The organism is Polaromonas sp. JS666 (assembly GCF_900103405.1).
Classification (GTDB): Bacteria; Pseudomonadota; Gammaproteobacteria; order Burkholderiales; family Burkholderiaceae_C; genus Polaromonas.
In genome coordinates, this window is record NZ_FNHX01000006.1 from 100,295 (window position 1) to 125,121 (window position 24,827).

A 24,827-nucleotide genomic window follows, 5' to 3' on the forward strand; every position below is an offset into this window, starting at 1 on the left:
GTACCGCACGCCTTGGCCGCTTAAACCGCGCCAGGCGTATTCCGGATCTCGACGCTGTCTATGGCCGCGCGCGCAGGGCGCTGCGGCGTCAACAGCCCGCGAACCAGGCCAGCAGCGTTAAAACACCACGACACGACCGAAAACACGGCTTTTGTGGCGCTGCGTTTTCGCCATGCCATCAACAGGATGGGTACCGCCGCAATGCAGGAGAAGGCCGCGATGCGCGCCGTCCACGGCAGGGGAGCCACCAAAACGGCGAGCAACACGGTCCACCATCCCAGCACGGCAACATACAGCCGCAACTCGCGCACCCGCGTCAGCACCAGCCCCAGGTGCGACTCGCCCCAGGCGGCGCGCAGCACTTCACCCAGGCCGCAGATGTAGCGGCTGCGCCAGCGGCGCACCAGCAACTGGTAGGGAGGCGCATCGTGGCCATGGTGCCGCACGGAATCGATGCCCAGACGCCACAATTTCCAGCCCCTGGCATGCAGGCGCATGGCCAGGTCAAACTCCTCATAGCTGTGCAGGTTGCGGTCTGAAAAGTACCCGGCTTGCTCCACTGCGACCCTGCGGTACAGGCCGCCCATGTCCAGCCGGTCCACCATGCCCGCCTGCATGTGGCCCAAACCCCGCTCCACGCGCGCCACATATTCCAGGCTGCTGGTATTCATTTCAACGACTTGCCCTCCCACGCCGGCCACGTCGGGGTGCGCCTGCATGAAGGCCAGCGCCTCCGGCAAAAAACCAGGCTGCATTTCCATGTCGCCGTCCAGGATGTAAACAAATTCGCCCACCGAATGCTGGTAACCCAGCTGGGGGCCGGCGCCGCAGCAGCGTTCATCGGCGCGTGCCAGTTGCACGATACGGATGGGGTAAGCAGACGCCAGTGCCACGGTGCGGTCGCTGGAGCAGGAATCGGCGAGCACCACCTCGCCACCGACCATCCGGACGGCCGTCAACGCACTCTCCACCGCGGCTACGATGCGCTTTTCTTCGTTCAGGGCCTTGATGACGATGCTCACCCGGCATGGGGCACCTGTGGTTTCAAAGGACTGCATTATTTTTACCTCGCAAAATAACGCGGGCCGGCACGCCCACGGCAAGCGCGCCCGCCGGCACATCGGTGATCACCACCGCATTGGCGCCGATGTCAACGTCGTCCCCAATCCGTATGGCCCCAAGGACCTTCGCGCCGGCGCCGATGTTCACACGGTTGCCGATGTGCGGCGCTTCCAGCGGCCTGTCCATGCGCTGGTTGCCGATGGTGACGCCCTGGCGGATGATGCAGTCATCCCCGATGACGGCCTTACCGTGCACCACAATCGCACCGGAATGCTCTATCACAAGGCGCCGCCCAATCCTGGCCGAAACGCCGATAGTGACCCCGCAGAACATTTCAGCCAGCTTGGCCAGTACCAGATGCAGGGCGCCAAGCGGGTAGCGCACCAGCCTGGACTGAAACCGGTAGCGCAGATGCCCCAGCCTGTATACCTGCAGCGCCCAGAAGCCCAGGGACAAAACGCCTTCCTGCGCTGCACGCAAGTCCTCAAGAAAAGCCATCGCTAGTGAGCTTTCATAACAAGCATTGGGACGTGACAAGCACTCGCACGGTCGCGGGCTCCAACGGGGGCTGTTCGGCGTTCCGGGAAGAAGTCCGTGGCAAGTGCCTCAGAACCCGGCAAAGCCAGGGCAATAAATCTCAACGCTCTCAGAGGTGAAGTGCAAGATTCGTACCAATGGACTTGCCAGAGACTGACCTGGCTGCGGCTGTATCACCGGCGCAGGCAGACCATAAAGAAGGCCGTTGCGCCCGGTTTTGGGGCGAACGAGCCAGCGCACAGCGGTGGCCGGGACGGGAAATCTTCTGCTTTGTGTCCATGCGCCATGCTTGCAGTGCATATCAACCCATCGTTAAGCTCATGACGCATTTTTCGCAAGGGTTTATCCCGAGCGAATAGGCCTTTGCGCCCCCTCGGCTCGCGCAATGCTTGGGTTAGCATTTCGGCGCTGGCACGCATCGTGCTGGACTACAAAAGTTTCACTGACTGGAGAATCCCGTGATCAAAATCGCCAAAAAACATGGTCTTGCCACGCTGGCTGCCGCCGGCCTCACCCTTGCTGCGATGGCTCCCGCCCACGCCGGCAAGACACTGGACACCATCAAGTCTCGCGGCCAGGTAATTTGCGGCGTCAACGTCGGCCTGGCGGGGTTCTCCTCCGCCGACAGCAACGGCGCCTGGACCGGCCTTGACGTGGACACCTGCAAGGCCATCGCCGCCAGCGTGTTGGGCGATGCCAGCAAGGTCAAATGGGTTCCCCTGAACGCCCAGCAGCGCTTCACCGCGCTGCAGTCCGGTGAAGTCGACGTGCTCGCGCGCAACACCACCTTCTCGCTGACCCGCGACGCCTCGCTGGGCCTGCACATGACCGCCGTGACCTACTACGACGGCCAGGGCTTCATGGTTCCCGTGAAGAGCAAGATCAAGAGCGCCAAGGCGCTAAAGAACGCCACCGTCTGCGTGCAATCCGGCACCACGACCGAAAAAAACCTGACCGACTTCTCCAAGGCCAACAACCTGAACATGAAGCCCGTGGTGTTTGAAAAGCAGGAGGCCGTCAACGCCGCCTACTTCTCGGGCCGCTGCCAGGCTTACACCACGGACGCCTCAGGCCTGGCCTCGGTGCGCAACAAGGAAGCCAAGGTTCCCGCCGACCACCTGATCCTGCCCGAGCTGATCTCCAAGGAGCCGCTGGGCCCCATGGTGCGCCGCGGTGACGACGAGTGGTTCGCCATCGTCAAGTGGGTGGTCTACGGCCTGATCGAAGCCGAAGAGTACGGCGTGACCCAGGCCAACGTCGACGCCATGACCAAGGAAAGCAAGGACCCCGTGGTCATGCGCCTGACCGGCAGCGGCGAGGACACCGGCAAGCTGCTGGGCCTGGACAAGGAATGGCTGGTGCGCGCCGTCAAGGCCGTCGGCAACTACGGCGAGATCTTTGAGCGCAACGTCGGCCCCAAAACGCCCCTGGCGCTGCCGCGCGGCCAGAACAACCAGTGGAACAAGGGCGGCCAGATGTACGCCATGCCGGTGCGCTGATCATCTCTGATCACCTGATTCCGATGCGTTGAACGCAAGCGGGCCGCTCGCAACCCTCCGTTGTCGAGCGGCCCGTTTTTTTTGGGTACACCGTTTATGTCCGAGCACTCCCTGATCCCACCGCGCCCGGCACCCGCCTTGCGGCGCAAGGTTTTTTCCTGGCGCAGCAAGCAGGCGCGCGCCATCGTCTACCAGGTGCTGGCCGTCAGCCTGATCGTCTTCCTGATCTGGCTGCTGGTCAGCAACACCATGGCCAATATGAAGACCCGCGGCATCCAGAGCGGCTTCGACTTCCTGATGCAGCCGGCCGGCTTCGACATCGGCGAAGGCTGGCTCAGCTACGACTCCATAGACCCCTACTGGAAGGCCTTCCTGGTCGGGCTGGTCAACACGTTGCGCGTGGCGGTGGTCGGCATCGTGCTGACCTCCATCCTGGGCACCCTGCTGGGCGTGGGGCGCTTTTCGCGCAACGCCCTGGTGCGGGCGCTGTGCTACGGCTATGTCGAGACCTTCCGCAACATTCCGGTGCTGCTGCAGCTGCTGATGTGGTACCTGCTGTTCACCGAATACCTGCCGGCCGTCGACCAGGCCCTGCACATCGGCAAATGGGTTTACGTCAGCAAGAACGGCATCTCCTACCCGTCGCCGGTGTGGGGGCTGGGCCAGACGCTGGCACTCGTCGGGGCGCTGGCGGGGGTGGTGGCCAGCGTGCTGTATGCGCGGCGCGCGCGCCGGCAGTTCGACCTGACCGGCAAACCGCGGCCTGTGCTGTGGGTGTCGCTGGCGCTGGTCATTGGCGGCGCATTGGCCGGCTGGCTGGCCGGCGGCGCGCCCATGGAATGGAATATGCCGCTGCTGACCGAATCGCAGGTCGAAGGCGGCGGCGCGCTATCGCCTGAATACCTCGCGGTGCTGCTGGGCCTGGTGCTTTACACCTCCGCCTTTGTGGCCGAGGTGGTGCGTGCCGGCATCGCCTCGGTGTCGCTGGGCCAGCATGAGGCCAGCGCCTCGCTGGGCCTGTCGCGCGGCCACTCGATGCGGCTGGTGGTGCTGCCGCAGGCGCTGCGGGTCATCATCCCGCCGCTGACCAACCAGTACCTCAACCTGACCAAGAACTCCTCGCTGGCCGTGGCCGTGGGTTATCCCGACCTGGTTTCCATCGCCAACACCTCGCTGAACCAGACCGGCCGGGCCGTGGAGTGCATCGCCATCATCATGCTGATCTACCTGAGCACCTCGCTGGCGACGTCCGGCCTGATGAACTGGTTCAACAGCCGTGCCGCCATCAAGGAGCGCTGAGCGATGAGCAAGACTTTTGTCCCGATCGCAGCCCGCCCCGCCCCCATCAAGATGGAGGGCTTTATCCCCTGGCTGCGCAACAACCTGTTTTCCAGCGTCGGCAACTCGCTGGTGTCCCTCATCGTGCTGGCGCTGCTGCTGTGGGCCGCCTCAGGCATCGCGCAGTGGGGCATCATCCATGCCGTCACCGCGGCGGAGCCGGATGCCTGCCAGGCCGCGCGCGGCGTGGGCGCCTGCTGGGGTGTGATCCGCGAAAAAGGCCGCATCATCCTGCTGGGCCGCTACCCCCAGCCCGAGCACTGGCGCGCCGAGCTCGCGACCCTGCTGCTGCTGGGCCTGGTGGTGGCCAGCTGCATACGCTGGTTCTGGAAGCCCTGGCTGGCGCTGCTGTGGGTGGTGGTTCTGGCCGCCTTCTTCACGCTGATGAGCGGCGGCGTCCTGGGCCTGGCCAAGGTGACGACCGACCAGTGGGGCGGCCTGCCGCTGACGGTGATGCTGACGGTGATCTCCATGACCATCGCCTTCCCCATCGCCGTGATGGTGGCGCTGGGGCGCCGCGCCAACATGCCGGCGATACGCACGCTGTGCGTCATCTATGTGGAGCTGATACGCGGCGTGCCGCTGATTTCGGTGCTGTTCATGGCCAGCTTCATGTTCCCGCTGTTCATGCCCATAGGCCAGTCGCCGGACGTGCTGGTGCGCGTCATCGTCGGCATCACGCTGTTCGCGGCGGCCTATATGGCCGAGATCGTGCGCGGCGGCCTGCAGTCGCTCTCCAAGGGCCAGACCGAGGCGGCGGCCAGCCTGGGCCTGGGCTACTGGCAGACGCAGGTCAAGATCGTGCTGCCGCAGGCCCTGGGCACGGTGGTGCCCAGCATCATGAACAACTTCATCTCGCTCTTCAAGGACACCTCGCTGGTGACCATTGTGTCGCTGTACGAGCTCACCGGCGCGCTGTCGCTGGCGGTGGGCTCGGACCCGAACTGGCGGCCCTTCAAGATCGAGGCCTATATTTTCATCGCCGCGATTTATTTCACCTGCTGCTTCGCCATGTCGCGCTACAGCCTGTGGATTGAACGCCGGCTCGCCGTGGGCAAAGCCCGTTGAACAGGAATAAAAAATGAGTGAACCCACCATCCACTTCGACAAGGTCAACAAATGGTATGGCAACAATTTCCACGTGTTGCGCGACATAGACCTTGAGGTCAGGCCGGGCGAGCGCCTGGTGATCTGCGGGCCTTCGGGCTCGGGCAAGTCCACCATGATCCGCTGCATCAACGCGCTGGAGGACTACCAGGAAGGCAAGCTCACCGTCGCGGGCTCGCTGCTGGGCGACGACATCAAGGCGATTGACGCGGTGCGCCGCCAGGTCGGCATGGTGTTCCAGCAGTTCAACCTGTTCCCGCACCTGACGGTGCTGGAAAATCTCACGCTCTCGCCAACCTGGGTGGCGGGCCTGTCCAAGAAAGACGCGATCGAGCGCGCCATGCACCAGCTCGAACGCGTGCGCATCGCCGAGCAGGCGCAGAAATACCCGCTGCAGCTCTCGGGCGGCCAGCAACAGCGCGTGGCGATTGCCCGGGCGCTGTGCCTGACGCCCAAGATCATGCTGTTCGACGAGCCCACCTCGGCGCTGGACCCGGAAATGATCAAGGAAGTGCTGGATGTGATGATGGAGTTGGCCAACCAGGGCATGACCATGCTGTGCGTGACGCACGAAATGGGCTTCGCCAAGGCGGTGGCCGATCGCGTGATCTTCATGGACCAGGGCCAGATCGTCGAAGAGAACACGCCCACCGAGTTCTTCAACCATCCGCAGACCGACCGGGCCAAGGATTTCCTGTCCAAAATTCTGGGGCATTAAACTAGCGCCCATGTGCCAGTTATTGGGAATGAATTCGGCCAAGCCGGCGGACCTTAGGTTCTCGCTGACGGGTTTCGCCGCGCGCGGCGGCCTGACCGACCACCATGCGGACGGCTTCGGCATCGGGTTTTTTGAGGACAAGGCCTGCCGCCTGTTCGTCGACGCCCAGCCGGCGGCGACCTCGCCGGTGGCCGAAATGCTCAAGCATTACGCCATCAAGTCGCGCAACGTGGTCTCGCACATCCGCAAGGCCACGCAGGGCGACCCGATGCGGCTGGAAAACTGCCATCCCTTCACGCGCGAACTCTGGGGCCGGCACTGGCTGTTCGCCCACAACGGCGACCTGATCGACTACCAGCCGGAGTCTGCCGGCAACTACCAGCCCGTGGGCACCACCGACAGCGAACGGGCTTTCTGCGCGCTGATGGAAGAACTCAAGCGCATCAGCCCGCGCGAGCCCTGCTCGGCCGACCTCGTGTTCGACACGCTATGCGCCATGAGCGAGCGCACGGCCGAGTTCGGTGTTTTCAACTACCTGCTGTCCAACGGCCAGTCGCTTTTCGCGCACTGCTCGACGCGGCTGTGGTACCTGGTGCGCGAATGGCCTTTCTCGAATGCCAGCCTGGTCGATGCCGACCTCAGCATGGATTTTGCGCAGACCAACAACCCGGAAGACCGGCTCTGCGTGGTCGCCACCCAGCCGCTCACGCGCAACGAAAACTGGCAGCAGATGCAGCCGGGCCAGCTGCTGTGGATGGAAGACGGCCGCATCGTGCGGCAGGCGCAGCTGGAGGTCAGCGAAGCCATTCGGCAGAAACACGCCGCCAGCCTGGCCTGCGTATAAGCCGCCCTAGTCAGCCCCCGCCACCGTCCACTGCGCGACGGAAAAGTCCCGCCGTATCAAATTCTCGGCCAGCAAAAACCGTTTCACTTCCTCGATGAGCCTGAGCCCTTCGGCCGGATAGGCCGTGTCGGGGAAATGCGAGAGCGGATAAGAGTCTTTCACGGCCGCCACCGGAAAGCCGCTGGCTTCGGCATGAAAGGCGTAATAGGCCGCGTTGTCACGGCGTATGTCCTGCAGGGCCACCGTGCGCGCGCGGCCCCAGGCGGCGGGCAGGCCGGGCGCAGCGGCCAGCAACTGGGGTGAGGCGACGATGACCGAGGTGCCGCGTAGTGTTGGGTGTCTTTCGGCCTCGTCGATCACCGGGTAGCCGCGCGAGGCCAGCAGCGGGCCGGTGTTGATGGGCGCGGCAAAGGCCGCCACGGCGCCACGCTCCAGCGCGGGCTCGCCGTCGCGCGGCAGCATGTGCACCACCTTGACGGCTTTCAGGAGCTTTGCCTCCTTGAGCAGGCCCAGCACATAGCGGTGCATATAGGAGCCCAGTGCGACGCCCACGGTTTTGCCTTCCAGTTCCCTCACGGTTTTCACGCCGCCACGCGGCGTGAGCAGCCAGACATTCATGCCCACGTTGTCAAAGCCCAGCAGCCGCCCTTCAAAACCCTGGGCGCGCGCGACGACGGCGGGTGTATCGCCGTAGATGCCGACGTCGAGGTTGCCGGACACAAAAGCCTCGTTGAGGTCGGGACCGTTGGGAAATACCCGCGTCACCACCTCGCCGAAACCCAGCGGTGCGAGTTCGCGCTGCAATTGGCCCTGCTGCAGGGCCCAGCCCGTGGCCGAGGCGAGCTTTTTGCCGGGACCGATAAAACCAAGGCGCAGCGCACGGGCGGATGCGGCCTGGCTGCGCGCCAGGCCGGGCAAGGCCAGTGAAGCCGTTGCCGCCAGCGCCGCGCCCAGCAGGCGGCGGCGAGCAGCGGTAGGGGATGTGTTTTTCAGGTCAGTCATGTCGAATCGCCGCGTCAATGCGCGCGCTGTAAAAGTTCATAACTCGCGTCAGCCGCGGCGGTGGACTTGCGCCCCTTGCCCCAGCCTATGGCGCTGCGGTAGCTGCCCATCAGGGCCTGTGTGCCGGGCGCGTGTTCGTTGATGGAGGCGGCATGGTCGGCAATCGGCGCGACGTAGAGCGCGTCCTCGGGGCAGTAGAGCTCGCACATAAAGCAGGTCTGGCAGTCGGCCTGGCGCGCGATCACGGGCGGGCCGCCGGGCACGATGTCAAACACATTGGTGGGACAGGCATGCACGCAGATGTTGCAGGCGGTGCAGCGGCTGGCGCTGACAATTTCAATCATGCGGCCACCTCCTGTGCAGCCCGCACCGACGGCGCGCCGTCCACCGCATGTTTGCGCACCCAGACCTCGTCAAGCCCGCCGCTGAGCAGCCGGTGGCGCTGCAGCGGGTCGCTGGCTGTGTGCTCCTTGCGCCTGTGCATGCCGCGCGTTTCGGTGCGCTGCAAGGCGCTGCGGTACATCCAGCGCGAGGTGGCCAGCATGGCCGCGGCTTCACGCGCGCGCACCGCTTCCTGCGCATTGGCCGCGGGCGCGCCCGCGCGCAGGCGATGCCACAGGGCGTCGAGCCGCTGCAGGGAATCTTCGAGCAGGTCGCCGCGCCGGTACCAGTTGCGTTCATAAGGAAAGACCTCGGCCTGCACCGCGCGTATGACGTCGGCACTGTCGGGCGCCTGGCTGCCCCGGCCTTGCAGGCCTGCGCCGCCCGCGCGCAAGGCCACACGCTGCGCCGAGCCGCGCGCACTGCGGCCGAAATCGGCCGCGCCCGCACCGGCCCAGAAGCCCGAGGACAAGGCCCAGGCAGCGTTATGGCTGCCGCCGCCGGTGAAACCGCCGCAGATCAGCTCGCGCGTGGCGGCGTCGCCCGCGGCGTAAAGGCCTGGCACGGTAGTCGCGCAGTGCTCGTTCACCAGGTGCAGGCCACCGGTGCCGCGCACCGTGCCCTCCAGCCGCAAGGTCACCGGGAAGTGCTGGGTGAAGGGGTTGATGCCCTGCCGGTCGAAGGAGACAAAGAAATTGGGCTGGGCCGTGCGCATCCAGGCGCGTATGTCGGCACCGGCGCGGTCCAGGCAAGCGTAGACCGGCTGGCTTTGCAGGGTCTGCGCAATCACGCTGCGCCCGCGCGCGGAGCCCGCGCCTTCAATCGGCGAGCCGTCCTGGTAGTAAAAAGTCGCCCAGTTGTAGAACAGCGACTTGGTGACCGACGAAAACGCCGGTCCCAAGCCGTAGGCATTGGAGAACTCCATGCCCGACAGTTCGGCGCCGGCCTCGGCCGCCATCAGCAGGCCGTCACCGGTCAGCACATTGCAGCCCAGCGCGCGGCTCAGGAAAGCGCAGCCACCGGTGGCGATGACCACGGCGCCCGCGCGCGCCACCCAGGTTTCGCCGCTCTGGCGGTTGACGCCGGTAGCACCGCACACCGTACCGCTGTCATCGACCAGCAGTTCCAGCGCGGGGCTATGGTCGATGATGCGGGCGCCGGCTGCCTTGACCTGCTTGCGCATCAATCGCATGTATTCGGGGCCTTGCAGCGAGGTGCGGCGCAGCTGGCCGTCGGCATCAACGGGAAACGGATAGCCCCATTCGGTGAGCAGGTCCACGTTGGCCCAGGTCTGTGCCAGCACGCGGTCCATCCAGGCATGCTCGGCCAGGTGGCCGCCCATGGCCAGGCGGCTGGCCTTGGCTTCTTCGCGCGCGGCGCCGTCGGGCGAGACATGCCAGAGCCCGGTACCCGATGGCGCGGTGGCGCCCGAGGTACCGCAATAGCCCTTGTCGGCCAGCAGCACCGAGGCGCCTGTAGCCGCCGCGCTGATGGCGGCCCAGGCCCCGGCAGGGCCGCCGCCTATGACCAGCACATCGACCTCGTGCCGTACCGCGCCCGCCGCATTCGACAGCCGCTCAAGATCCCAATCCCGTGTTCCCATTGCCTGCTCCTGAAGTTCCGCATGGGCGGCAGCCGCTTTTCAAAACAGCGGAGGCGCCAGGGGCAACTCTAGGCAGGCCCGGTCGGCTTGCGAACGAAGCTTTCCGGTTAAAGATAGTTGGAAATGACAGGTCTCGGCGAACCGGAACCGGCAGGGGGCGGCGCGCAGCCTTACTGCAGGAAGCCCATGCTGCGCCCTTCGCGCACCTCGGGTTTGATGCGGTGCTCGGCTTCCAGCTGCGCGAGGAATTCCTCGGCCGAGAACTCGGCCGCGAGGATATCCACCTGGCGCTTGACGGCCGCGAAATCGCCGGGGCACAGCTGGGTGAGTTTGCCCAGGCGCTCACGCAGCTCGCCGGTCAGCAAGGCTGTATCGCCGGCCAGGGCCTCGACCACAAACATGGTTTCGCGCTGCTCGCGCGTCAACGGCATGAAGCGGATCTTGAAGGTGAAGCGGCGCAGCGCCGCCTGGTCCAGGCTGTCGAACAGGTTGGTGGTGCAAATGAAGATGCCGGCGTGGCGCTCCATGCCCTGCAGCATTTCGTTGACCTCGGTCACCTCGTAAGTGCGCTGGGCGCCGCGCCTGTCCTGCAAAAAGCTGTCGGCCTCGTCGAGCAGCAGCACGGCTTTTTCGGACTCGGCCTCGCGGAACATGGCGGCCATGTTCTGTTCGGTCTCGCCGACGTACTTGCTCATGAGGTCGCTGGCCTGCTTGATGATCAGGGGCAGGTCCAGCGCCTTGGCGATGTGTTCAGCCAGTGCGGTCTTGCCGGTGCCGGGCGGGCCGTAAAAACACAGGCTGCCGTGGCCGCGGCTTTTAAGGGCCTCGACGATGCGCGGCACTTCAAAGCGCGACTCGACATGGAGCATGGACAGGTCGTAGGTGGTGACGCTGCGCCGCCCCGCCGCCTCCGATTTGTTGCCCAGGGCCACGTCGGCGTTCTTGAGCTGCCGCTCTATCAGCGACTCCATCAGCAGCGGCCGGCCGCCGGCCAGGACGGCTTGCATGGCCTGGCCGTCGACCTGCGCGTCTATCTTTTCCTCGGGCGCGCTGGCCAGGCGGGCGAAACGAACGGCCGTGCGTATCTGCGCGGGCGTGAGGCCCTTGCGCGCGGTGAGTTTGGCCACAAAGGCGTCGCTGACCTGCACGCCCTCCAGCGTCTTGCGCACCACGCCCTCGCGCGCGCCGGGCGGCGGCGAGCGCAGCTCCAGGTGGTAGGCGAAGCGGCGGCGGAAGGCCGGGTCTATCTGCTCGATGCGGTTGGTGACCCACAGCGTGGGCACGGTGTTGGACTCCAGGATCTGGTTGACCCAGGCCTTGCCGCTGACCGAGCCGCTGGCCGGCACCGGCAGCTGTTCGGAGCGCGCCATGAGCTGCGCGGCTTCGCTGGAGATGGGCGGGAACACGTCTTCGACTTCATCGAACAGCAAAGCCGAATGGGTGCTGCCCTTGAGGAAGACCTGCGCGATCTGCAGCGAGCGGTAGCGGTCGCGCCCGCTCAGCGAGTTGCCGTCGCGGTCGGCGTATTCAACTTCAAACAGGTCCAGCCCGGCGGCCTGCGACACAACCTTGGCGAGTTCGGTCTTGCCGGTGCCGGGCGGGCCGTAAAGCAGCACGTTGACACCCTGCTCCTTGGTGGCCACGGCATTGCGCAGCAGGGACACCAGCACCTGCGCGTCTTCCTGCACAAAGGCGAAATCGGCCAGGCCCAGGCTGCTGTGCGCGGCGGGGCGGGTGAAGACGGCCATGAGTTCGTTCTGGTCGCGGTATTCGCGCATCAGCACGGGCGGCAGTTTTTCGCTGACCTTCATGAGGTCGGCCAGGTCGGTGATGTTGTGCTCGGAGATCAGGTTCTCGACCATGCCTATGCGCTCCAGGCGCGAACCCGCGCGCAAGGCCTCGGCGACCTCAGGCGCCTTGACGCCGGCCACGTCGGCGATGGCGGCATAGGCCTCGGGCGCGTTGTTGACCTTGAACTCCACCAGCAGGGAGCGCAGGTCGCGCTGGTAGCGCGCCAGCGTGCCGTAGAGCAGCAGCGCGCGCTCGGCGCGGTTGAGCTGCAGCAGGTTGGCCAGTGCATCGATGTTTTTTTCAACCAGGGTGGATTGTTTCTTGAGCGCGTGCGTAAGCCAGTCGCCGGTAGCGGCCAGCACCGAGAGCAAATCCCTGGGCTGGTCCTTGGCGTGTTCGTCGAGGTAGAAGAACAGCGTGCCCTCTTCGTAGGGGCCGCGCCAGGCGCCGTGGCGCGCCATGAACTCGGCGTCGGTCAGGCTTTCGTGGCCGCGCCAGAATTCGTTGTCCTTGCAGCGGCGCACCAGGAATTCACGCAGGCGCTGCAGCGCGGGCAGCGGCCAGACCAGGTGCCGGCCGGACAGCGAGAGCAGGCTGTTGAGGTCGCGCCTGACGTTGAACTTGGCGCCCTGGCGCGCCGCCAGCGTCAGCACGAAATGCGAACACATCAGGTCCAGCACCGGCGCCTCCTTCAGCCCGGGGGACAGCAGCCACTGCTGCTGCTCGCTAACGGAACGCTTGCTCATGGACAAACCTCCCTATTGCACTGATTGCACCTGATGCAACGACACCGCTGGTTGACATGCCTCTGGACCTTGCCTGATTGACTGGATGCACTACCCTGGCTATGAGCGCCTAGGCGCCACGGGGTTCAACGAGACTCCACCATAACGCAGCTTGAAGCATCATGGAAGACGCTACTTGAACCCCGTCGTGTGAAATGCGCCACAGAATCGCTACCGTTACACGCGGACAATCACACGGCACAATCCCACCATCGCCACAGAGGACATCATGCTCAGCCTTACCGACATCGAACAGGCCGCCCAGCGCCTGCAGGGCCATTTGCTGGACACGCCCTGCGTGGAATCCCGGACGCTGTCGCAGCTGACGGGCGCGCAGATTTTCCTGAAGTTCGAAAACCTCCAGTACACCGCATCCTTCAAGGAGCGTGGCGCTTGTAACAAGCTCGCGCAACTGTCAGCCGACGAACGGCGCCGCGGCGTGATCGCCATGAGCGCGGGTAACCATGCCCAGGGCGTGGCCTACCATGCGCAGCGCCTGGGCCTGCGGGCGGTGATCGTGATGCCGCGCTTCACGCCCGGCGTGAAGATAGAGCGCACCCGCGGCTTCGGCGCCGAGGTGGTGCTGCACGGCGACTCGCTGGACGAGTCGCGCGCCCACGCCCTGCAGCTGGCCGAACGCGAAGGCCTGGTCTTTGTGCACCCCTATGACGACGAGGCCATCGTCGCGGGCCAGGGCACCGTCGGGCTGGAAATGCTGCATGCCGTGCCCGAGCTGGACACCCTGGTCATTGCCGTGGGCGGCGGCGGCCTGATCGCGGGCATGGCCACGGCGGCCAAGGCCCTCAAGCCCGGCATTGAAATCATCGGCGTGCAGACCTCCCGCTTCCCGGGCATGGTCAACGCCATCAAAGGCACCAAGCACCCGCAGGGCACCAGCACCATCGCCGAGGGCATCGCCGTCGGCACGCCGGGCCTCATCCCGCAAGCCATCATCGCCAAACTGGTGGACGACCTGGTGCTGGTCGACGAAGGCGACATCGAGCAGGCCATGGTCATGCTGCTCGAGATCGAAAAAACCCTGGTGGAGGGCGCGGGCGCGGCCGGGCTGGCGGCACTGCTCAAGTACCCGGCGCGCTTTGCCGGCAAGAAGGTCGGCCTGGTGCTGTGCGGCGGCAACATCGACCCGCTGCTGCTCGCGGCCATCATCGAGCGCGGCATGGTGCGCGCCGGGCGCCTGGCGCGCATCAAGGTCAGCGTGCGCGACATTCCGGGCTCCCTGGCGAAGATCACCGCCACCGTGGCCGATGCCGGGGCCAATATCGACGAGGTGCACCACCAGCGCGCCTTCACCATGCTGTCAGCCCAGAACGTGGAGATCGAGCTGGTGATACAGACGCGCGGGCGCGACCACATCCAGCAGGTGCTGGTGGCGCTCAACGCCGCCGGCTACGAGGCTTCGGAGCAGCACTGAGCGCGGCGGGGGGCCAGGCTCAGTTCCAACCAATCACCTCAAAACCGCGTTCGCTGAGGCAGCGCTGCACAAAGCTGCGGTAGGTGCTGTTGGGTTTGTCGTTGTGAAACGCCCCCGACACCGCACCGGCCGAGCCGCCCACGGCAGCCCCCGCGGCGCCGGCGCGCAGCACGCCTTCGCCGCCGCGCCCGGTGATCAGGGCGCCCACGGCGGAGGCCACGCCGCCGACGGCCGCGCCCTCTCCGGCGCGGCGGCCGACCTCGTTGCCGCTTTGCGACGGGCTGAGCCCGGCGGCCGAGGCCCGCGACATGCAGGCATTGACCTCGGCCTGGCCCTGGGCATCGCCCACGCGGTTGAGCGTGGCATTGGGATACAGCACCGGCCTGGCCGAAGCGCTGCTGGGCCCGCCGGTGGCGCAGGCCGACAGCAAGGCCAGCGCGGACACGGCGGCCGGCAAGAGTCGAAATGAAGTTGGGTATTTCATGCGTTCCTTCCGCAAACAAGCATGGGTAAAGGGTAACGCAACTGGGCAAAGCAGCCGGCGGTGGCGGCCTGTTTGCCGCCGGGGCGCCGCATGCGGCTAAAATCTGCCCAGACTTTCAAGCAATTCAGGAACCTCCCATGTCCAGTTCAGCCAACCACACCACCAATGCCGCCCACGACAGCCCTACGCCCGCCCAGGAGCAGGAAGCCGTTGACGCCATCGTCCCCGTGATCCCAATCGTTCTGCCCGTGGTCGGCGGCGTGCTGATGTTCCTGCTGGCCTTTATCGCCATCTACATGGCCTGATACTCCCCCGCTTCCCCTAAAAAGTCCGCAGCCTGCGGACTTTTTTGTTTCCGGCCCTGGCGCCCGCCGCCGGCCCGTTTCACCGCAAAAACCGCCGTGAAACCGTAGCCCAGGTGCCCTTCGCGGCATTCCATACCCCCATGTCAGGGCTGCCTGAACCCCTGCGCATGGTATGCATAACCTCATGCAAGTTCTGCATAACTTTTGACGGTAACTGCAAGGTAACCCGCGCCTATCTTCTTAAAATGAATTCTCTGGCCGACCCGTGGAAGGCGGAAAAGCAGGTCTTCCGGCCGCTTTTTTGACCTTGCGCCGCAGCACCTCCGGGCTTGCGGCCCCCGCCCGCCGACCAGGACCCGGTTGTTGCGTGAGCTGCCCTGTTTCAGGCCCGTCAGGGCCCGGTTCGGAAAAGCCCCCAAGCCTTATTTCGACAGTCGTTTCGATGTCGCAACCTCTTTCGGTTGCCGCGCGACGCCTCTCGAAATAACGCTTTTTAACTTTGGAGTTTTTTCGATGAACCAACCCGTGATGCAAGGCCTGCAGCTCAACACACCGAGCTACGTCAAAAACGCGAAACTGATCGCCTGGGTCGCCGACATGGTGGCCCTGTGCAAGCCCGACAACGTGTACTGGTGCGACGGCAGCGAGGCCGAATACCAGCGCCTGTGCCAGCAGCTGGTCGACGCCGGCACCTTCAAGAAACTCAACGAAGCCAAGCGCCCCAACAGCTTTCTGGCCCAGAGCGACCCCAGCGACGTGGCCCGCGTGGAAGACCGCACCTATATCTGCTCGGCCAAAAAGGAAGACGCCGGCCCCACCAATAACTGGATGGCGCCCGCCGAAATGCGCCAGACGCTGCAGCCCCTGTTCGATGGCTGCATGAAGGGCCGCACCATGTACGTCGTGCCTTTCAGCATGGGCCCGCTGGGCTCGCCGATCGCGCACATCGGCATCGAGCTGTCCGACAGCCCTTACGTGGCCGTCAACATGAAGATCATGACGCGCATGGGCCAGGCGGTGTTCGGCGTGCTGGGCGTGGACGGCGACTTTGTGCCCTGCGTGCACACCGTGGGCGCGCCGCTGGCTGAAGGCCAGAAGGACGTGAAGTGGCCTTGCAACAAGACCAAGTACATCGTGCATTACCCCGAGACCCGCGAGATCTGGTCTTACGGCTCCGGCTACGGCGGCAACGCGCTGCTGGGCAAGAAATGCTTTGCGCTGCGCATCGCCTCCAACATGGGCCGCGACGAGGGCTGGCTGGCCGAACACATGCTGATCCTCGGCGTGACCAACCCCCAGGGCAAGAAATACCACGTCGCGGCGGCCTTCCCCAGCGCCTGCGGCAAGACCAATTTCTCCATGCTGGTGCCGCCCGCCGGTTTTGACGGCTGGAAAGTCACCACCATCGGCGACGACATCGCCTGGATCAAGCCCAGCGCCGACGGCAAGCTCTACGCGATCAACCCCGAAGCCGGTTATTTCGGCGTGGCCCCGGGCACCAACTTCCACACCAACCCGAACTGCATGGCGAGCCTGGACAAGAACGTGATCTTCACGAACGTGGCCCTCACCGATGACGGCGACGTGTGGTGGGAAGGCATGGAAAAAGACACCGGCGGCCAGCCTGCGCACCTGATCGACTGGCAAGGCAAGGACTGGACGCCGCAAATCGCCAAGGAAACCGGCGCCAAGGCCGCCCATCCCAACGCCCGCTTCACCGTGGCCGCCACCAACAACCCGGCTCTCGACAGCGCCTGGGACGACCCCAAGGGTGTGGCGATTGACGCCTTCATCTTCGGCGGCCGCCGCTCCACCACCGTGCCCCTGGTCACCGAGGCGCGCAACTGGGTCGAAGGCGTTTACATGGCCGCGACCATGGGCTCGGAAACCACGGCAGCCGCCACCGGCCAGGCCGGCGTGGTGCGCCGCGACCCCTTCGCCATGCTGCCCTTCATGGGCTACAACATGAGCGACTACTTCCAGCACTGGCTCAACGTCGGCAAGAAGCTGGAAGCCACCGGCGCCAAAATCCCCAAGATCTACACCACCAACTGGTTCCGCAAGGGTGAAGACGGCAAATTCGTCTGGCCCGGTTACGGCGAGAACATGCGCGTGCTCAAGTGGATGATCGACCGCATCGAAGGCACGGGCAAGGGTTCCGAGCACATCACCGGCATCAGCCCCGCCTACGAAGACCTGAACTGGACCGGCCTCAATTTCAGCGCCGAGCAGTTCAAGACCGTGACCAGCATCGACAAGGCCGCCTGGCTCAAGGAGCTGGAGCTGCACGCCGAACTGTTCAAGCAACTCGAACATCACCTGCCGAAAGAGCTGGGGGAGACCAAAGCCGCGATCGAGCGCCGCCTGGCTGCCTGACCGGCAGACCCAAGCGGGCGCGGCGCATGACCTGCGCCGCGCCTTACGCCCCCGGGCCATCCGGTACAGGGCAAAAAAAAGCCACCTGACAAGGTGGCTTTTTTTGTGGGCCGCCGCGGCGGGCGGCCCGGCATCCGGCGGGATGCTTAGATGTAGCTGCGGTGGTAGGCGCGCAGCACCGAGGCGCCGCTGACGGCTTCGGCACGCTCTGCCTTAGCGACAGGAGCAGCGGGTGCTTCCACTTCAGCATCGGCGGCGCGTTGCAGGGCCATTTGCAGGTCGGCCATTACGCGGGGGTCGTTCTTGGCGGCTTGCCAGAGGCGCTGGTCGGCGCGGGCTTCGGCCAGGCTGCGCGACCAGTCGTCCAGGCCGGCTTTGACACGGGCGGCCAGGTTGCGCGCGGTGCCGGCGAACAGCGCCAGGACGGCGAAGGCGACAGCCCACAAGGCGATCCACATCACCAGCAGATGGCCTTCGGTGACGCTGTCCATCACTTGGTAGGCCACCACCATGATGGCGGCCGCGACGGCGGACAACAGCAGCGTGGCGAGGCCGCGGGTGCCGGTAAAGGCTTGGCCCAGCTGGCGTACGGCACCAAAGGCCGACTCAGCGCGGACAACGCCGGGGTGCTGTGTGGAATGTTTGATATTGACGAAGCTGGTCATGATGAACTCCCGTTATGGCTAATCCCCGCCGGGACAAGATATCTCGGCGGGTACAGAGATATTAGGGTTATCACTGATGTTATTCAACTTTATCTTTATGATGAGATTTATTCATATCAGTGATAACCTTGCCGCCTGCCCTCCAAACCATGGCCTCCGAAACCTTCAATCCCCTCAATTTCCGGACGCTGGACCTGAACCTGCTCCGTGTGTTCGACGAAGTGATGGCCGAGCGCAGCCTCACGCGGGCCGCGCGCAACTTGTCGCTGACCCAGCCCGCCGTCAGCAATGCGCTGCGCCGGCTGCGCGAGACCCTGGGCGACGAGCTGGTGCAGCGCAGCGGCCAGGGCATGGCGCCCACGCCACGCGCCCTGGCCATCTGGCCGGCCGTGCGCGAGGCGCTGCAGCAACTGCAGGAGTCGCTGGTTCCCAACGAATTTGTGCCCGGCGAAGCCAACACCACCTTTGTGCTGGCCATGGCCGACGCCACCGCGGCCGAGCTGATGCCCGGCCTGGTCGAAACGCTGGAGCGCGAAGCCCCGGGCGTGTCGATACGGGTGGTGCCGCTCACCACCCGTGACCCGCGGCGCCTGCTGGACGAAGAAACCTGCGACCTGGCCATAGGCTACTTCCCCTCGCTGCTGGCCGACCTGACGGCCAGCGAGCAAAGCGGGGAGCCGCTGCCGTTTTCGCACCAGCGCCTCTACGACGGCGAATATGTCTGCGTGATGCGCAAGGACCACGCGCTGGCCACCGGCCCCTTCTCGCTTAACCGTTTTTGCGCCGCACGCCACATGCTGGTGAGCTTTTCGGGCCGGCCCTACGGGTTTATCGACGAAGCCCTGGCCTCGCTGGGACGCAAGCGGCAGGTCGTGCTCACCGTCAACCAGTTCTTCACGGCCGGCCGGGTGGTGGCCAACTCCAACCTGCTGACGGTGTTGCCGCGCCACTTTGTGCGCGTGACCGGCATTGCCGAGCAGTTGGTGCTGCGCCCCTTGCCTTTTGACGTCTCGCCGGTGCACGTGGACGCGGTGTGGCACCGCCGCTCGCGGCAGCGCAGCGCCCACATGTGGCTGAGGCAGGCGGTGGTGCGCGCCGCCGACCAGGCGTTTTCTGCCTGAGCCCCTCTACGCTTCTATTACAGATGACATGGTGAAGCGCTTGCGCGCCCGGCGGTACATCCGCTAAGCTGGCCCGGCCCGCTCAAGGACGGGACCACAACAACCACGCCAGCCCGAGGGATCCCTTCCGTGATAACACGTCCGAAATTCCGCCTGCGCCCGCTGAGCGCATCCCTTGTCCTGGTCGGCCTGCTCGCGTCGCCCGGCAGCGGCATCGCCCAAAGCACCGACTGGAACGCCGGCGCCGGGGGCAACTGGAACACCGGCGGCAACTGGACCAGCGGTGTGCCCACCGGGGCGACCGCTGCGCGCCTGACCAATGCCGGCGACCAGGTCACCCTGAGCGGCGCAGGCGCGGCGCAGTCACTGGAAGTGCAGGCCAGCGGCGAGGTCATCGTCGGCGCGGGCGGGTCGCTGGCCGTCGGCGACCTCATCAGCCTCGGAACGACAGCCATCGGCGCCGCCGGCCCCGCCGTGCTCACAATACAGGGAGGCGGCACGGTAAGCGGCGCCCACCTTTTCGCGGGCGACGCAGCCCGGCAGGGCATTGTCACGGTCACCGGCGCGGGCTCCAGCCTGACACTGGCGCCTGTCGGCCTGGGGCAGGCGCAGCGCTTTGAGATAGGAGGCAATGGCGCGGGTGAGCTTCACATCGATGCCGGCGCCAACGTCACGGTCAACGGTACGCGCACCCTGCATGTAGGCGACACGGCCAACGGCACCCTTTTTATCGGCAGCGGCGCGGGTGCGGGCACGCTCACGGCCGACAGCGTGATCCTGGGCACGGCGGGCTCCTCCGTGCAGTTCAACCACACCGGCACCACGACGTTTTCAGCGGCTGTTTCCGGCAACGGCTCCCTGACCAAGACCGGGGCCGGCACCACCATCCTGTCGGGCGCCAACACCTACACCGGCGGCACCACCGTCACCGCGGGAACCTTGCAAGGCGACAGCACCAGCCTGCAGGGCAGCATCACCAACAACGCCGCCGTCACCTTCAGCCAGGCGGCCAACGGCAGCTATGCCGGCGCCATAAGCGGCACAGGCACCCTGGCCAAGACGGGCGCCGGCAATCTGGTGCTCAGCGGCGTCAACAGCTACAACGGCGGTACCTCGGTCAATGCCGGCACGCTGTCGGTCAACGGCAGCATCGCCAACTCGGCCGTCAGCGTCAACAACGGCGGCACGCTGGGCGGCAGCGGCACGGTGGGAAGCACCACCATTGCCGCAGGCGGCGTGCTGGCGCCGGGCAATTCCATCGGCACGCTGACAGTCAACGGCAACGTGACGTTTGCGGCAGGCTCCATCTACCGCGTCGAAGTCGACCCGGCCGGCAACAACGACCGCATCAATGCCACGGGCACAGCCACGCTCAATGGCGGCACCGTCGACGTGCAGGCAGGCGCCGGCAGCTACTCGCTGAGCACCCAGTACACCATCCTCAACGCGGCGGGCGGCCGTACCGGGGCTTTTGCGGGCGTCACGTCCAACCTGGCATTCCTCACGCCCTCCCTGGCCTATGACGCCAACAATGTCTTCCTGACCCTGGCACGCAACAACACCAGCTACGCCAGCGTCGGCCTCACGCCCAACCAGGTCGCCACGGGCACGGCCTTGCAAAACGCGGTGGCCGGGGCCAGCGGCGACATGAGCACCGTGCTCGCCGCCGTCGACAGCCTCTCAGCGCCGCAGGCACGCGCCGCGTTCGACGCCGCCAGCGGCGCCGGCATCGTGGAACTGCGCCGCGCCTCCGCCGGCTTTGCCACCCGCTTCGGCAGCCAGCTGCAGGCGCGCCTGGCCGCGGTGCAGGGCCGGGGCACCGGCACACTGGCGAATTCCTTTACCGACCGGCCGCTTCTGCTGGCCGCCAATGACACGCTGTCCGACCTGATGGCGCCGGTGTCCGACATGCCCCCGCGCAAGTTCTCGCTCGCCGGCAACGCGCCGGCGCTGTCCGGCACTTCGGATGCGAGCCAGGGCCTCTGGGCGCGCGGCTACGGCGGCCACAGCACCACCGACGCTGACGGCAACGCGGCGGCCAGCCGCCTGCGCAGCTCCGGCCTGAGCATTGGCTTTGATGCGGAGGCCGGCGAGGGCTTGCGTTTAGGCGTGGCCGCGAGCATCGGCACCGCCCGGCTGTCCACCGACAACAACGAGAGCGGCAAGACACGCGGCACCGCGCTTGCGGTTTACGGTGGCTACACCAGTGGAGCCTGGACCTTCAGCGGCTCGGCCGGCATGAGCTGGGGCAAGAACCACATGGACCGCGGCATCGCTTTCGGAACGCTGAGCCGCACGGCCGGCGGCGACTTCGACAGCGACACGCTCTCGGCTTACGGCGAGGCCAGCTATTCACTCGCCATGGAGGGCTGGACGCTGCAGCCGCTGGCCGGGCTCTCGCTCAGCAGGAACAAGGCGAACGGCTTTACGGAAACGGGGGCAGGCGCGCTGAACCTGCAAGTGGCGAGCCAAACCACCCGCTCATCCAGGTCAATCCTGGGCGCCAGGGCCTTCTTTGACACGGGCCACATCCGCCTGGAGCCCCGGGTGGTCTGGGCCCATGAATTCGGCAACCTGAACACACCGATGACGGCGCAGTTCCAGGGCGCGGCCACGGCTTCGCCGTTCCAGATTTCGGGCGCGGCACTGAAGCGGGACACGCTGATCCTCGGGCTGGGCGCGACCGGCAGCATAGGCAAGGGTGTTGATCTCTTCGCGGATGTGCAAGCCGAGTTCAACGCGGCCCAGCGCAACGTGGCAATGCTGGTGGGATTGCGCAGCCGCTGGTAAACGGCAAGCCGCCGCGGCCCGGATCCAGGCCCTGGGCGCTTTCCGGGGCATGCTTTTTGCGTATGGCTCTGCACACACACTGTCTGCAGGAGCCCCCGAATGTCCCAGCCTGAATTTCCCTTGCTCCGCCGCCGCGGCACGCTGAAGTGGCTCGCCGGCGGCGCGGCCTGCCTCGCCCTGCCGGCTTTCGCCGCCTGGCCCGACAAGCCCATCAAGATCGTGGTGACCTTCCCGGCCGGTGGCGCCAGCGACATCGTGGCGCGCCTGATGGCCGAGCAACTCGGCAAAAAGCTGGGGCAGGCGGTGGTGGTAGACAACCGCCCCGGCGCGGGCGGCAGCGTGGGCGGGCTGGTGGTGGCGCAGGCGCCAGCCGACGGCTACACCCTGATGCTCAGCAATTCGACGCCAGTGTCCATAGGCCCTTTCGCGCTCGAAAAACAGCCTTACGACCCGGTCGAGGGCTTTACCCATATCGCGCTGATCGGCAACGCGCCCTGCGTGGTCATGGCCAACCCGCACGCGCCCATCAAGACCATCACGGATGTGGAATCGCAGGCGCGCAAGACGGGCCGGCTGGACTTCGGTTCGGGCGGGCCGGCGTCCATAGGCCACATCTACGGCGAACTGATGAAAAAAGCCATGGGCGTGAACCTGCAGCACATTCCCTACCGCGGCGGCGCGCCCATGGCGACCGACCTGATTGCCGGCGTGATTCCGGTGGGCATTGATGTGCTGACGGCCTTTGTGCCTTACTTCAAGAGCGGGCAGCTGGTGCCGCTGGCGGTGACCTCGGCGGCGCGTTCGCCGCTGGTGCCCGACGTGCCCAGCGTGCTCGAGTTCGGCTACCGCAAGCTGGTGCTGGACAACTTCTTCGGCCTGAGCGGGCCGGCGCACATGCCGGCCGACATGGTGGCGCGGCTGAACGCCGCGTGCAACGAGATCCTCGCCACGCCGGAAGTCAAAAAGAAGATGCTGGAATTGGGCATCACCACCCAGGCCATGAGCCCGGCCGCCTTTGGCGGCTTCGTCAAGGAACAGGTGGCGGTGCTGGCGCCCGCAGTGAAGGGCGCGGGCGTGAAGCTTTGAGAAAACCGCTCAGCGAACAACGCTAAGGTAGGCGTAGGCGGCCGTGCGCAGTTCCTGGGCTTGCTGCGGATTGCGACCGGCACGGGCTTCGGCGCGCTCCATCAGGTTGTGGGCCACGCCGTTGATGGGGGCCACGCCGGCGGCGGAAGGCAGGAAACGGGCGATTTGGGCAAACAGGCTGTACATGTCGAAAGTCACCCATGGGTGGGTGAAAAGTTGCGGTGAATCAAGAATAAGGGTTTTCCCTAGGGTTTCAAGCCTAAGATGGACCCATAACCATGCAAAACATGCATAGTTTGATCCGCCGGCCCACATAGCCGGGGTTTTCTGGGAGGAATTCACGCCCGCGATACGGCTATGCTCCCAGCATGTCCGCCCCTTCCTCCGCATCGACGACGGCTGTGACGCCTGTTTCGCTGCCGGGCGAGGAACTGCTGCGGCAGATCGCCGCCAACATCGACGCCATGCTCTGGTCCTGGGACCCGGCCGGCGGCCGCATCACTTACACCAACCCGGCTTTCGAGATGTTCTGGGGCCAGTCGGTCGACAAACTGGCGGGCGACCCCTGGCAATGGCTGGAGCAAGTCGACCCGGCGGACCGCGACCGGGTGCGGCAGCTGCAGCTGGCCGCCGTCAAGCGCAGCGAGGAATACCGCGTGCGCAGGCCGAACGGCGACGTCGCCCGGCTGAGCCAGCGCGCGCTGCCCATCCACAGCCCCTCGGGGCAGCTGCTGCGCGTCATCCACCTGGCCAACAACATCACCTGGCAGCTCGACACCTCCAAGCAGCTGCGCGTGGAAATCGGCCGGCGCACCGACTCCGAGGCCAAATACCGCGCGGTGGTGGAAAACGTCAGCGAGGGCATCCTGGTCACGGCGGGCGGGCGCATCCTCTATGCCAACCCCAAGGCGCTGAAGCTGACCGCGCTGGACGAGGCCACCGCCAAGTCGCGGCCCTTCATCGAATTCATCCACCCCGACGACCGCGAGCGGGTGCTGGACAACCACTTGAGGCGGCTGCGCGGCGAGACGGTGGAAAACCACTACCAGTTCCGCGTGCAGCACAGCCAGAGCGTGACGCGCTGGCTGGAAATCAGCGCGGTGATGTTCGAGTGGGAGGGCACGCCGGCCACGCTGAACTTCCTGACCGACGTGACGCTCAAGCGCCAGGCCGAGGAAGACATGCTCAAGGCGCTGGCGCACGAGCGCGAGCTGTCGGAGCTCAAGTCGCGCTTTGTCGCGGTCACCTCGCACGAGTTCCGCACCCCGCTGGCCGCCATCCTGTCGTCGGTGGAGCTGCTCGACGCCTACGGCGCGAGCTTTCCGGCCGAGGAGCGCCGCGAACTGCTGGGCCAGATCAAGACCGCCGTCGCGCGTATGAGCAACATGGTGGAACAGGTGCTGCTGACCAGCCGCCTTGAACTGGGCAAGTTCAGGTTTGAACCCGCGCCGCTGCTGGTGCCCGACTGGCTGGTGCAGGTGATGGCCGAGCTCGAGCGCGGCAACCCGCAGGCCGCGCGCGTGTCCCTCACCTGCGACGGGCTGGACACGCCGCGCACGGCGGACCAGCAGCTGCTGCGCCATATCGTGGTCAACCTGCTGGGCAACGCGCTCAAGTATTCGGACCCCGACACGCCGGTGAGGTTTGCGGTGCGCGGCGTGGGCGAGCAGATCCACCTGCGCATCAGCGACCAGGGCATAGGCATTCCGGAGGCCGACCTGCCGCGCCTGTTCGGCAGCTTTCACCGCGGCACCAATGTCGGCAATATTTCCGGCACCGGCATAGGCCTGCACATCGTCAAGGAATGCGTGGACCTGCACCGGGGCGAAATCGAGGTCAGCAGCCGGCCGGGGCAGGGCACCAGCTTCACGGTGCGGCTGGCGGCGCCGCCGGCCTGACGG

At 65.9% G+C, this 24,827-nt stretch carries 21 protein-coding genes; 12 read left to right on the forward strand and 9 right to left on the reverse strand.

Annotated features, from left to right (window positions below):
• Window positions 1–20: 20 nt before the first annotated feature.
• Entirely contained in the window at window positions 21–1,058 is a 1,038-nt protein-coding gene (locus BLQ85_RS16495) for a glycosyltransferase family 2 protein (RefSeq protein ID WP_074578339.1), read from the reverse strand.
• Window positions 1,045–1,560, reverse strand: a complete 516-nt coding sequence (locus BLQ85_RS16500; protein WP_074578341.1) for a serine O-acetyltransferase — start codon at window positions 1,558–1,560, stop codon at window positions 1,045–1,047. Before BLQ85_RS16500 ends, BLQ85_RS16495 begins: the two co-directional genes overlap by 14 nt.
• 563 nt (window positions 1,561–2,123) lie before the next feature.
• On the opposite strand from BLQ85_RS16500, the gene BLQ85_RS16505 reads away from it, so the two are divergent.
• From BLQ85_RS16505 to BLQ85_RS16525, 5 genes are all read left to right on the forward strand, one after another.
• Window positions 2,124–3,098 (forward strand): amino acid ABC transporter substrate-binding protein, encoded by a 975-nt coding sequence (locus BLQ85_RS16505; RefSeq protein ID WP_254806463.1) that lies wholly within the window; start codon window positions 2,124–2,126, stop codon window positions 3,096–3,098.
• Window positions 3,099–3,194: 96 nt separating this feature from the next.
• Complete coding sequence (locus BLQ85_RS16510) at window positions 3,195–4,397, forward strand: amino acid ABC transporter permease (protein ID WP_074578343.1); 1,203 nt, start codon at window positions 3,195–3,197, stop codon at window positions 4,395–4,397.
• Window positions 4,398–4,400: 3 nt separating this feature from the next.
• Complete coding sequence (locus BLQ85_RS16515; RefSeq protein ID WP_074578345.1) at window positions 4,401–5,504, forward strand: amino acid ABC transporter permease; 1,104 nt, start codon at window positions 4,401–4,403, stop codon at window positions 5,502–5,504.
• Window positions 5,505–5,517: 13 nt separating this feature from the next.
• A complete protein-coding gene (locus tag BLQ85_RS16520; protein ID WP_074578347.1) occupies window positions 5,518–6,261 on the forward strand; it encodes an amino acid ABC transporter ATP-binding protein in 744 nt (247 codons plus the stop codon).
• Window positions 6,262–6,271: 10 nt separating this feature from the next.
• A complete protein-coding gene (locus BLQ85_RS16525; RefSeq protein WP_074578349.1) occupies window positions 6,272–7,105 on the forward strand; it encodes a class II glutamine amidotransferase in 834 nt (277 codons plus the stop codon).
• Between the two features lie 6 nt (window positions 7,106–7,111).
• Here BLQ85_RS16525 and BLQ85_RS16530 read toward each other — a convergent pair whose 3' ends face one another.
• The 4 genes from BLQ85_RS16530 to BLQ85_RS16545 all read right to left on the reverse strand — a co-directional run bounded on the left by BLQ85_RS16530 (window position 7,112) and on the right by BLQ85_RS16545 (window position 12,628).
• Window positions 7,112–8,107, reverse strand: a complete 996-nt coding sequence (locus BLQ85_RS16530; RefSeq protein WP_074578351.1) for an ABC transporter substrate-binding protein — start codon at window positions 8,105–8,107, stop codon at window positions 7,112–7,114.
• Between the two features lie 14 nt (window positions 8,108–8,121).
• Complete coding sequence (locus tag BLQ85_RS16535) at window positions 8,122–8,451, reverse strand: 4Fe-4S dicluster domain-containing protein (RefSeq protein ID WP_074578353.1); 330 nt, start codon at window positions 8,449–8,451, stop codon at window positions 8,122–8,124.
• Window positions 8,448–10,091, reverse strand: a complete 1,644-nt coding sequence (locus BLQ85_RS16540; protein ID WP_074578355.1) for an FAD-binding protein — start codon at window positions 10,089–10,091, stop codon at window positions 8,448–8,450. Before BLQ85_RS16540 ends, BLQ85_RS16535 begins: the two co-directional genes overlap by 4 nt.
• Before the next feature lie 170 nt (window positions 10,092–10,261).
• On the reverse strand, window positions 10,262–12,628 hold the full coding sequence (locus tag BLQ85_RS16545) for an ATP-binding protein (RefSeq protein ID WP_074578358.1): 2,367 nt from the start codon (window positions 12,626–12,628) through the stop codon (window positions 10,262–10,264).
• A 268-nt stretch (window positions 12,629–12,896) separates the two neighbouring features.
• Between BLQ85_RS16545 and BLQ85_RS16550 the strand changes: the two genes are divergently transcribed.
• Window positions 12,897–14,099 carry a threonine ammonia-lyase gene (locus BLQ85_RS16550; protein ID WP_074578360.1) on the forward strand — a complete coding sequence of 401 codons (1,203 nt, stop codon included), beginning with the start codon at window positions 12,897–12,899 and terminating at the stop codon, window positions 14,097–14,099.
• Between the two features lie 19 nt (window positions 14,100–14,118).
• On the opposite strand, the gene BLQ85_RS16555 is transcribed toward BLQ85_RS16550, so the two are convergent.
• Window positions 14,119–14,583 (reverse strand): glycine zipper family protein, encoded by a 465-nt coding sequence (locus tag BLQ85_RS16555; protein ID WP_074578362.1) that lies wholly within the window; start codon window positions 14,581–14,583, stop codon window positions 14,119–14,121.
• A gap of 137 nt (window positions 14,584–14,720) precedes the next feature.
• On the opposite strand from BLQ85_RS16555, the gene BLQ85_RS24615 reads away from it, so the two are divergent.
• Together BLQ85_RS24615 and BLQ85_RS16560 are read left to right on the forward strand one after the other, a co-directional pair.
• Entirely contained in the window at window positions 14,721–14,888 is a 168-nt protein-coding gene (locus BLQ85_RS24615; RefSeq protein WP_175456135.1) for a hypothetical protein, read from the forward strand.
• A 513-nt stretch (window positions 14,889–15,401) separates the two neighbouring features.
• Complete coding sequence (locus BLQ85_RS16560; RefSeq protein ID WP_074578365.1) at window positions 15,402–17,264, forward strand: phosphoenolpyruvate carboxykinase (GTP); 1,863 nt, start codon at window positions 15,402–15,404, stop codon at window positions 17,262–17,264.
• Window positions 17,265–17,410: 146 nt separating this feature from the next.
• Here the strand turns inward: BLQ85_RS16560 and BLQ85_RS16565 are convergent, their stop codons facing one another.
• On the reverse strand, window positions 17,411–17,929 hold the full coding sequence (locus BLQ85_RS16565) for a hypothetical protein (RefSeq protein WP_074578367.1): 519 nt from the start codon (window positions 17,927–17,929) through the stop codon (window positions 17,411–17,413).
• A 149-nt stretch (window positions 17,930–18,078) separates the two neighbouring features.
• On the opposite strand from BLQ85_RS16565, the gene BLQ85_RS16570 reads away from it, so the two are divergent.
• The 3 genes from BLQ85_RS16570 to BLQ85_RS16580 all read left to right on the forward strand — a co-directional run bounded on the left by BLQ85_RS16570 (window position 18,079) and on the right by BLQ85_RS16580 (window position 22,926).
• A complete protein-coding gene (locus BLQ85_RS16570) occupies window positions 18,079–19,050 on the forward strand; it encodes a LysR family transcriptional regulator (RefSeq protein WP_074578369.1) in 972 nt (323 codons plus the stop codon).
• Between the two features lie 129 nt (window positions 19,051–19,179).
• Window positions 19,180–21,840, forward strand: a complete 2,661-nt coding sequence (locus BLQ85_RS16575; protein WP_074578371.1) for an autotransporter outer membrane beta-barrel domain-containing protein — start codon at window positions 19,180–19,182, stop codon at window positions 21,838–21,840.
• A 99-nt stretch (window positions 21,841–21,939) separates the two neighbouring features.
• Complete coding sequence (locus BLQ85_RS16580; RefSeq protein ID WP_074578373.1) at window positions 21,940–22,926, forward strand: Bug family tripartite tricarboxylate transporter substrate binding protein; 987 nt, start codon at window positions 21,940–21,942, stop codon at window positions 22,924–22,926.
• 9 nt (window positions 22,927–22,935) lie between these two features.
• Here BLQ85_RS16580 and BLQ85_RS24355 read toward each other — a convergent pair whose 3' ends face one another.
• Window positions 22,936–23,124: a hypothetical protein gene (locus BLQ85_RS24355; protein ID WP_139201030.1), complete on the reverse strand. Its 189-nt coding sequence runs from the start codon at window positions 23,122–23,124 to the stop codon at window positions 22,936–22,938.
• Between the two features lie 170 nt (window positions 23,125–23,294).
• On the opposite strand from BLQ85_RS24355, the gene BLQ85_RS16585 reads away from it, so the two are divergent.
• On the forward strand, window positions 23,295–24,824 hold the full coding sequence (locus BLQ85_RS16585) for a sensor histidine kinase (protein WP_083336886.1): 1,530 nt from the start codon (window positions 23,295–23,297) through the stop codon (window positions 24,822–24,824).
• The last annotated feature ends 3 nt before the right edge of the window (window positions 24,825–24,827 follow it).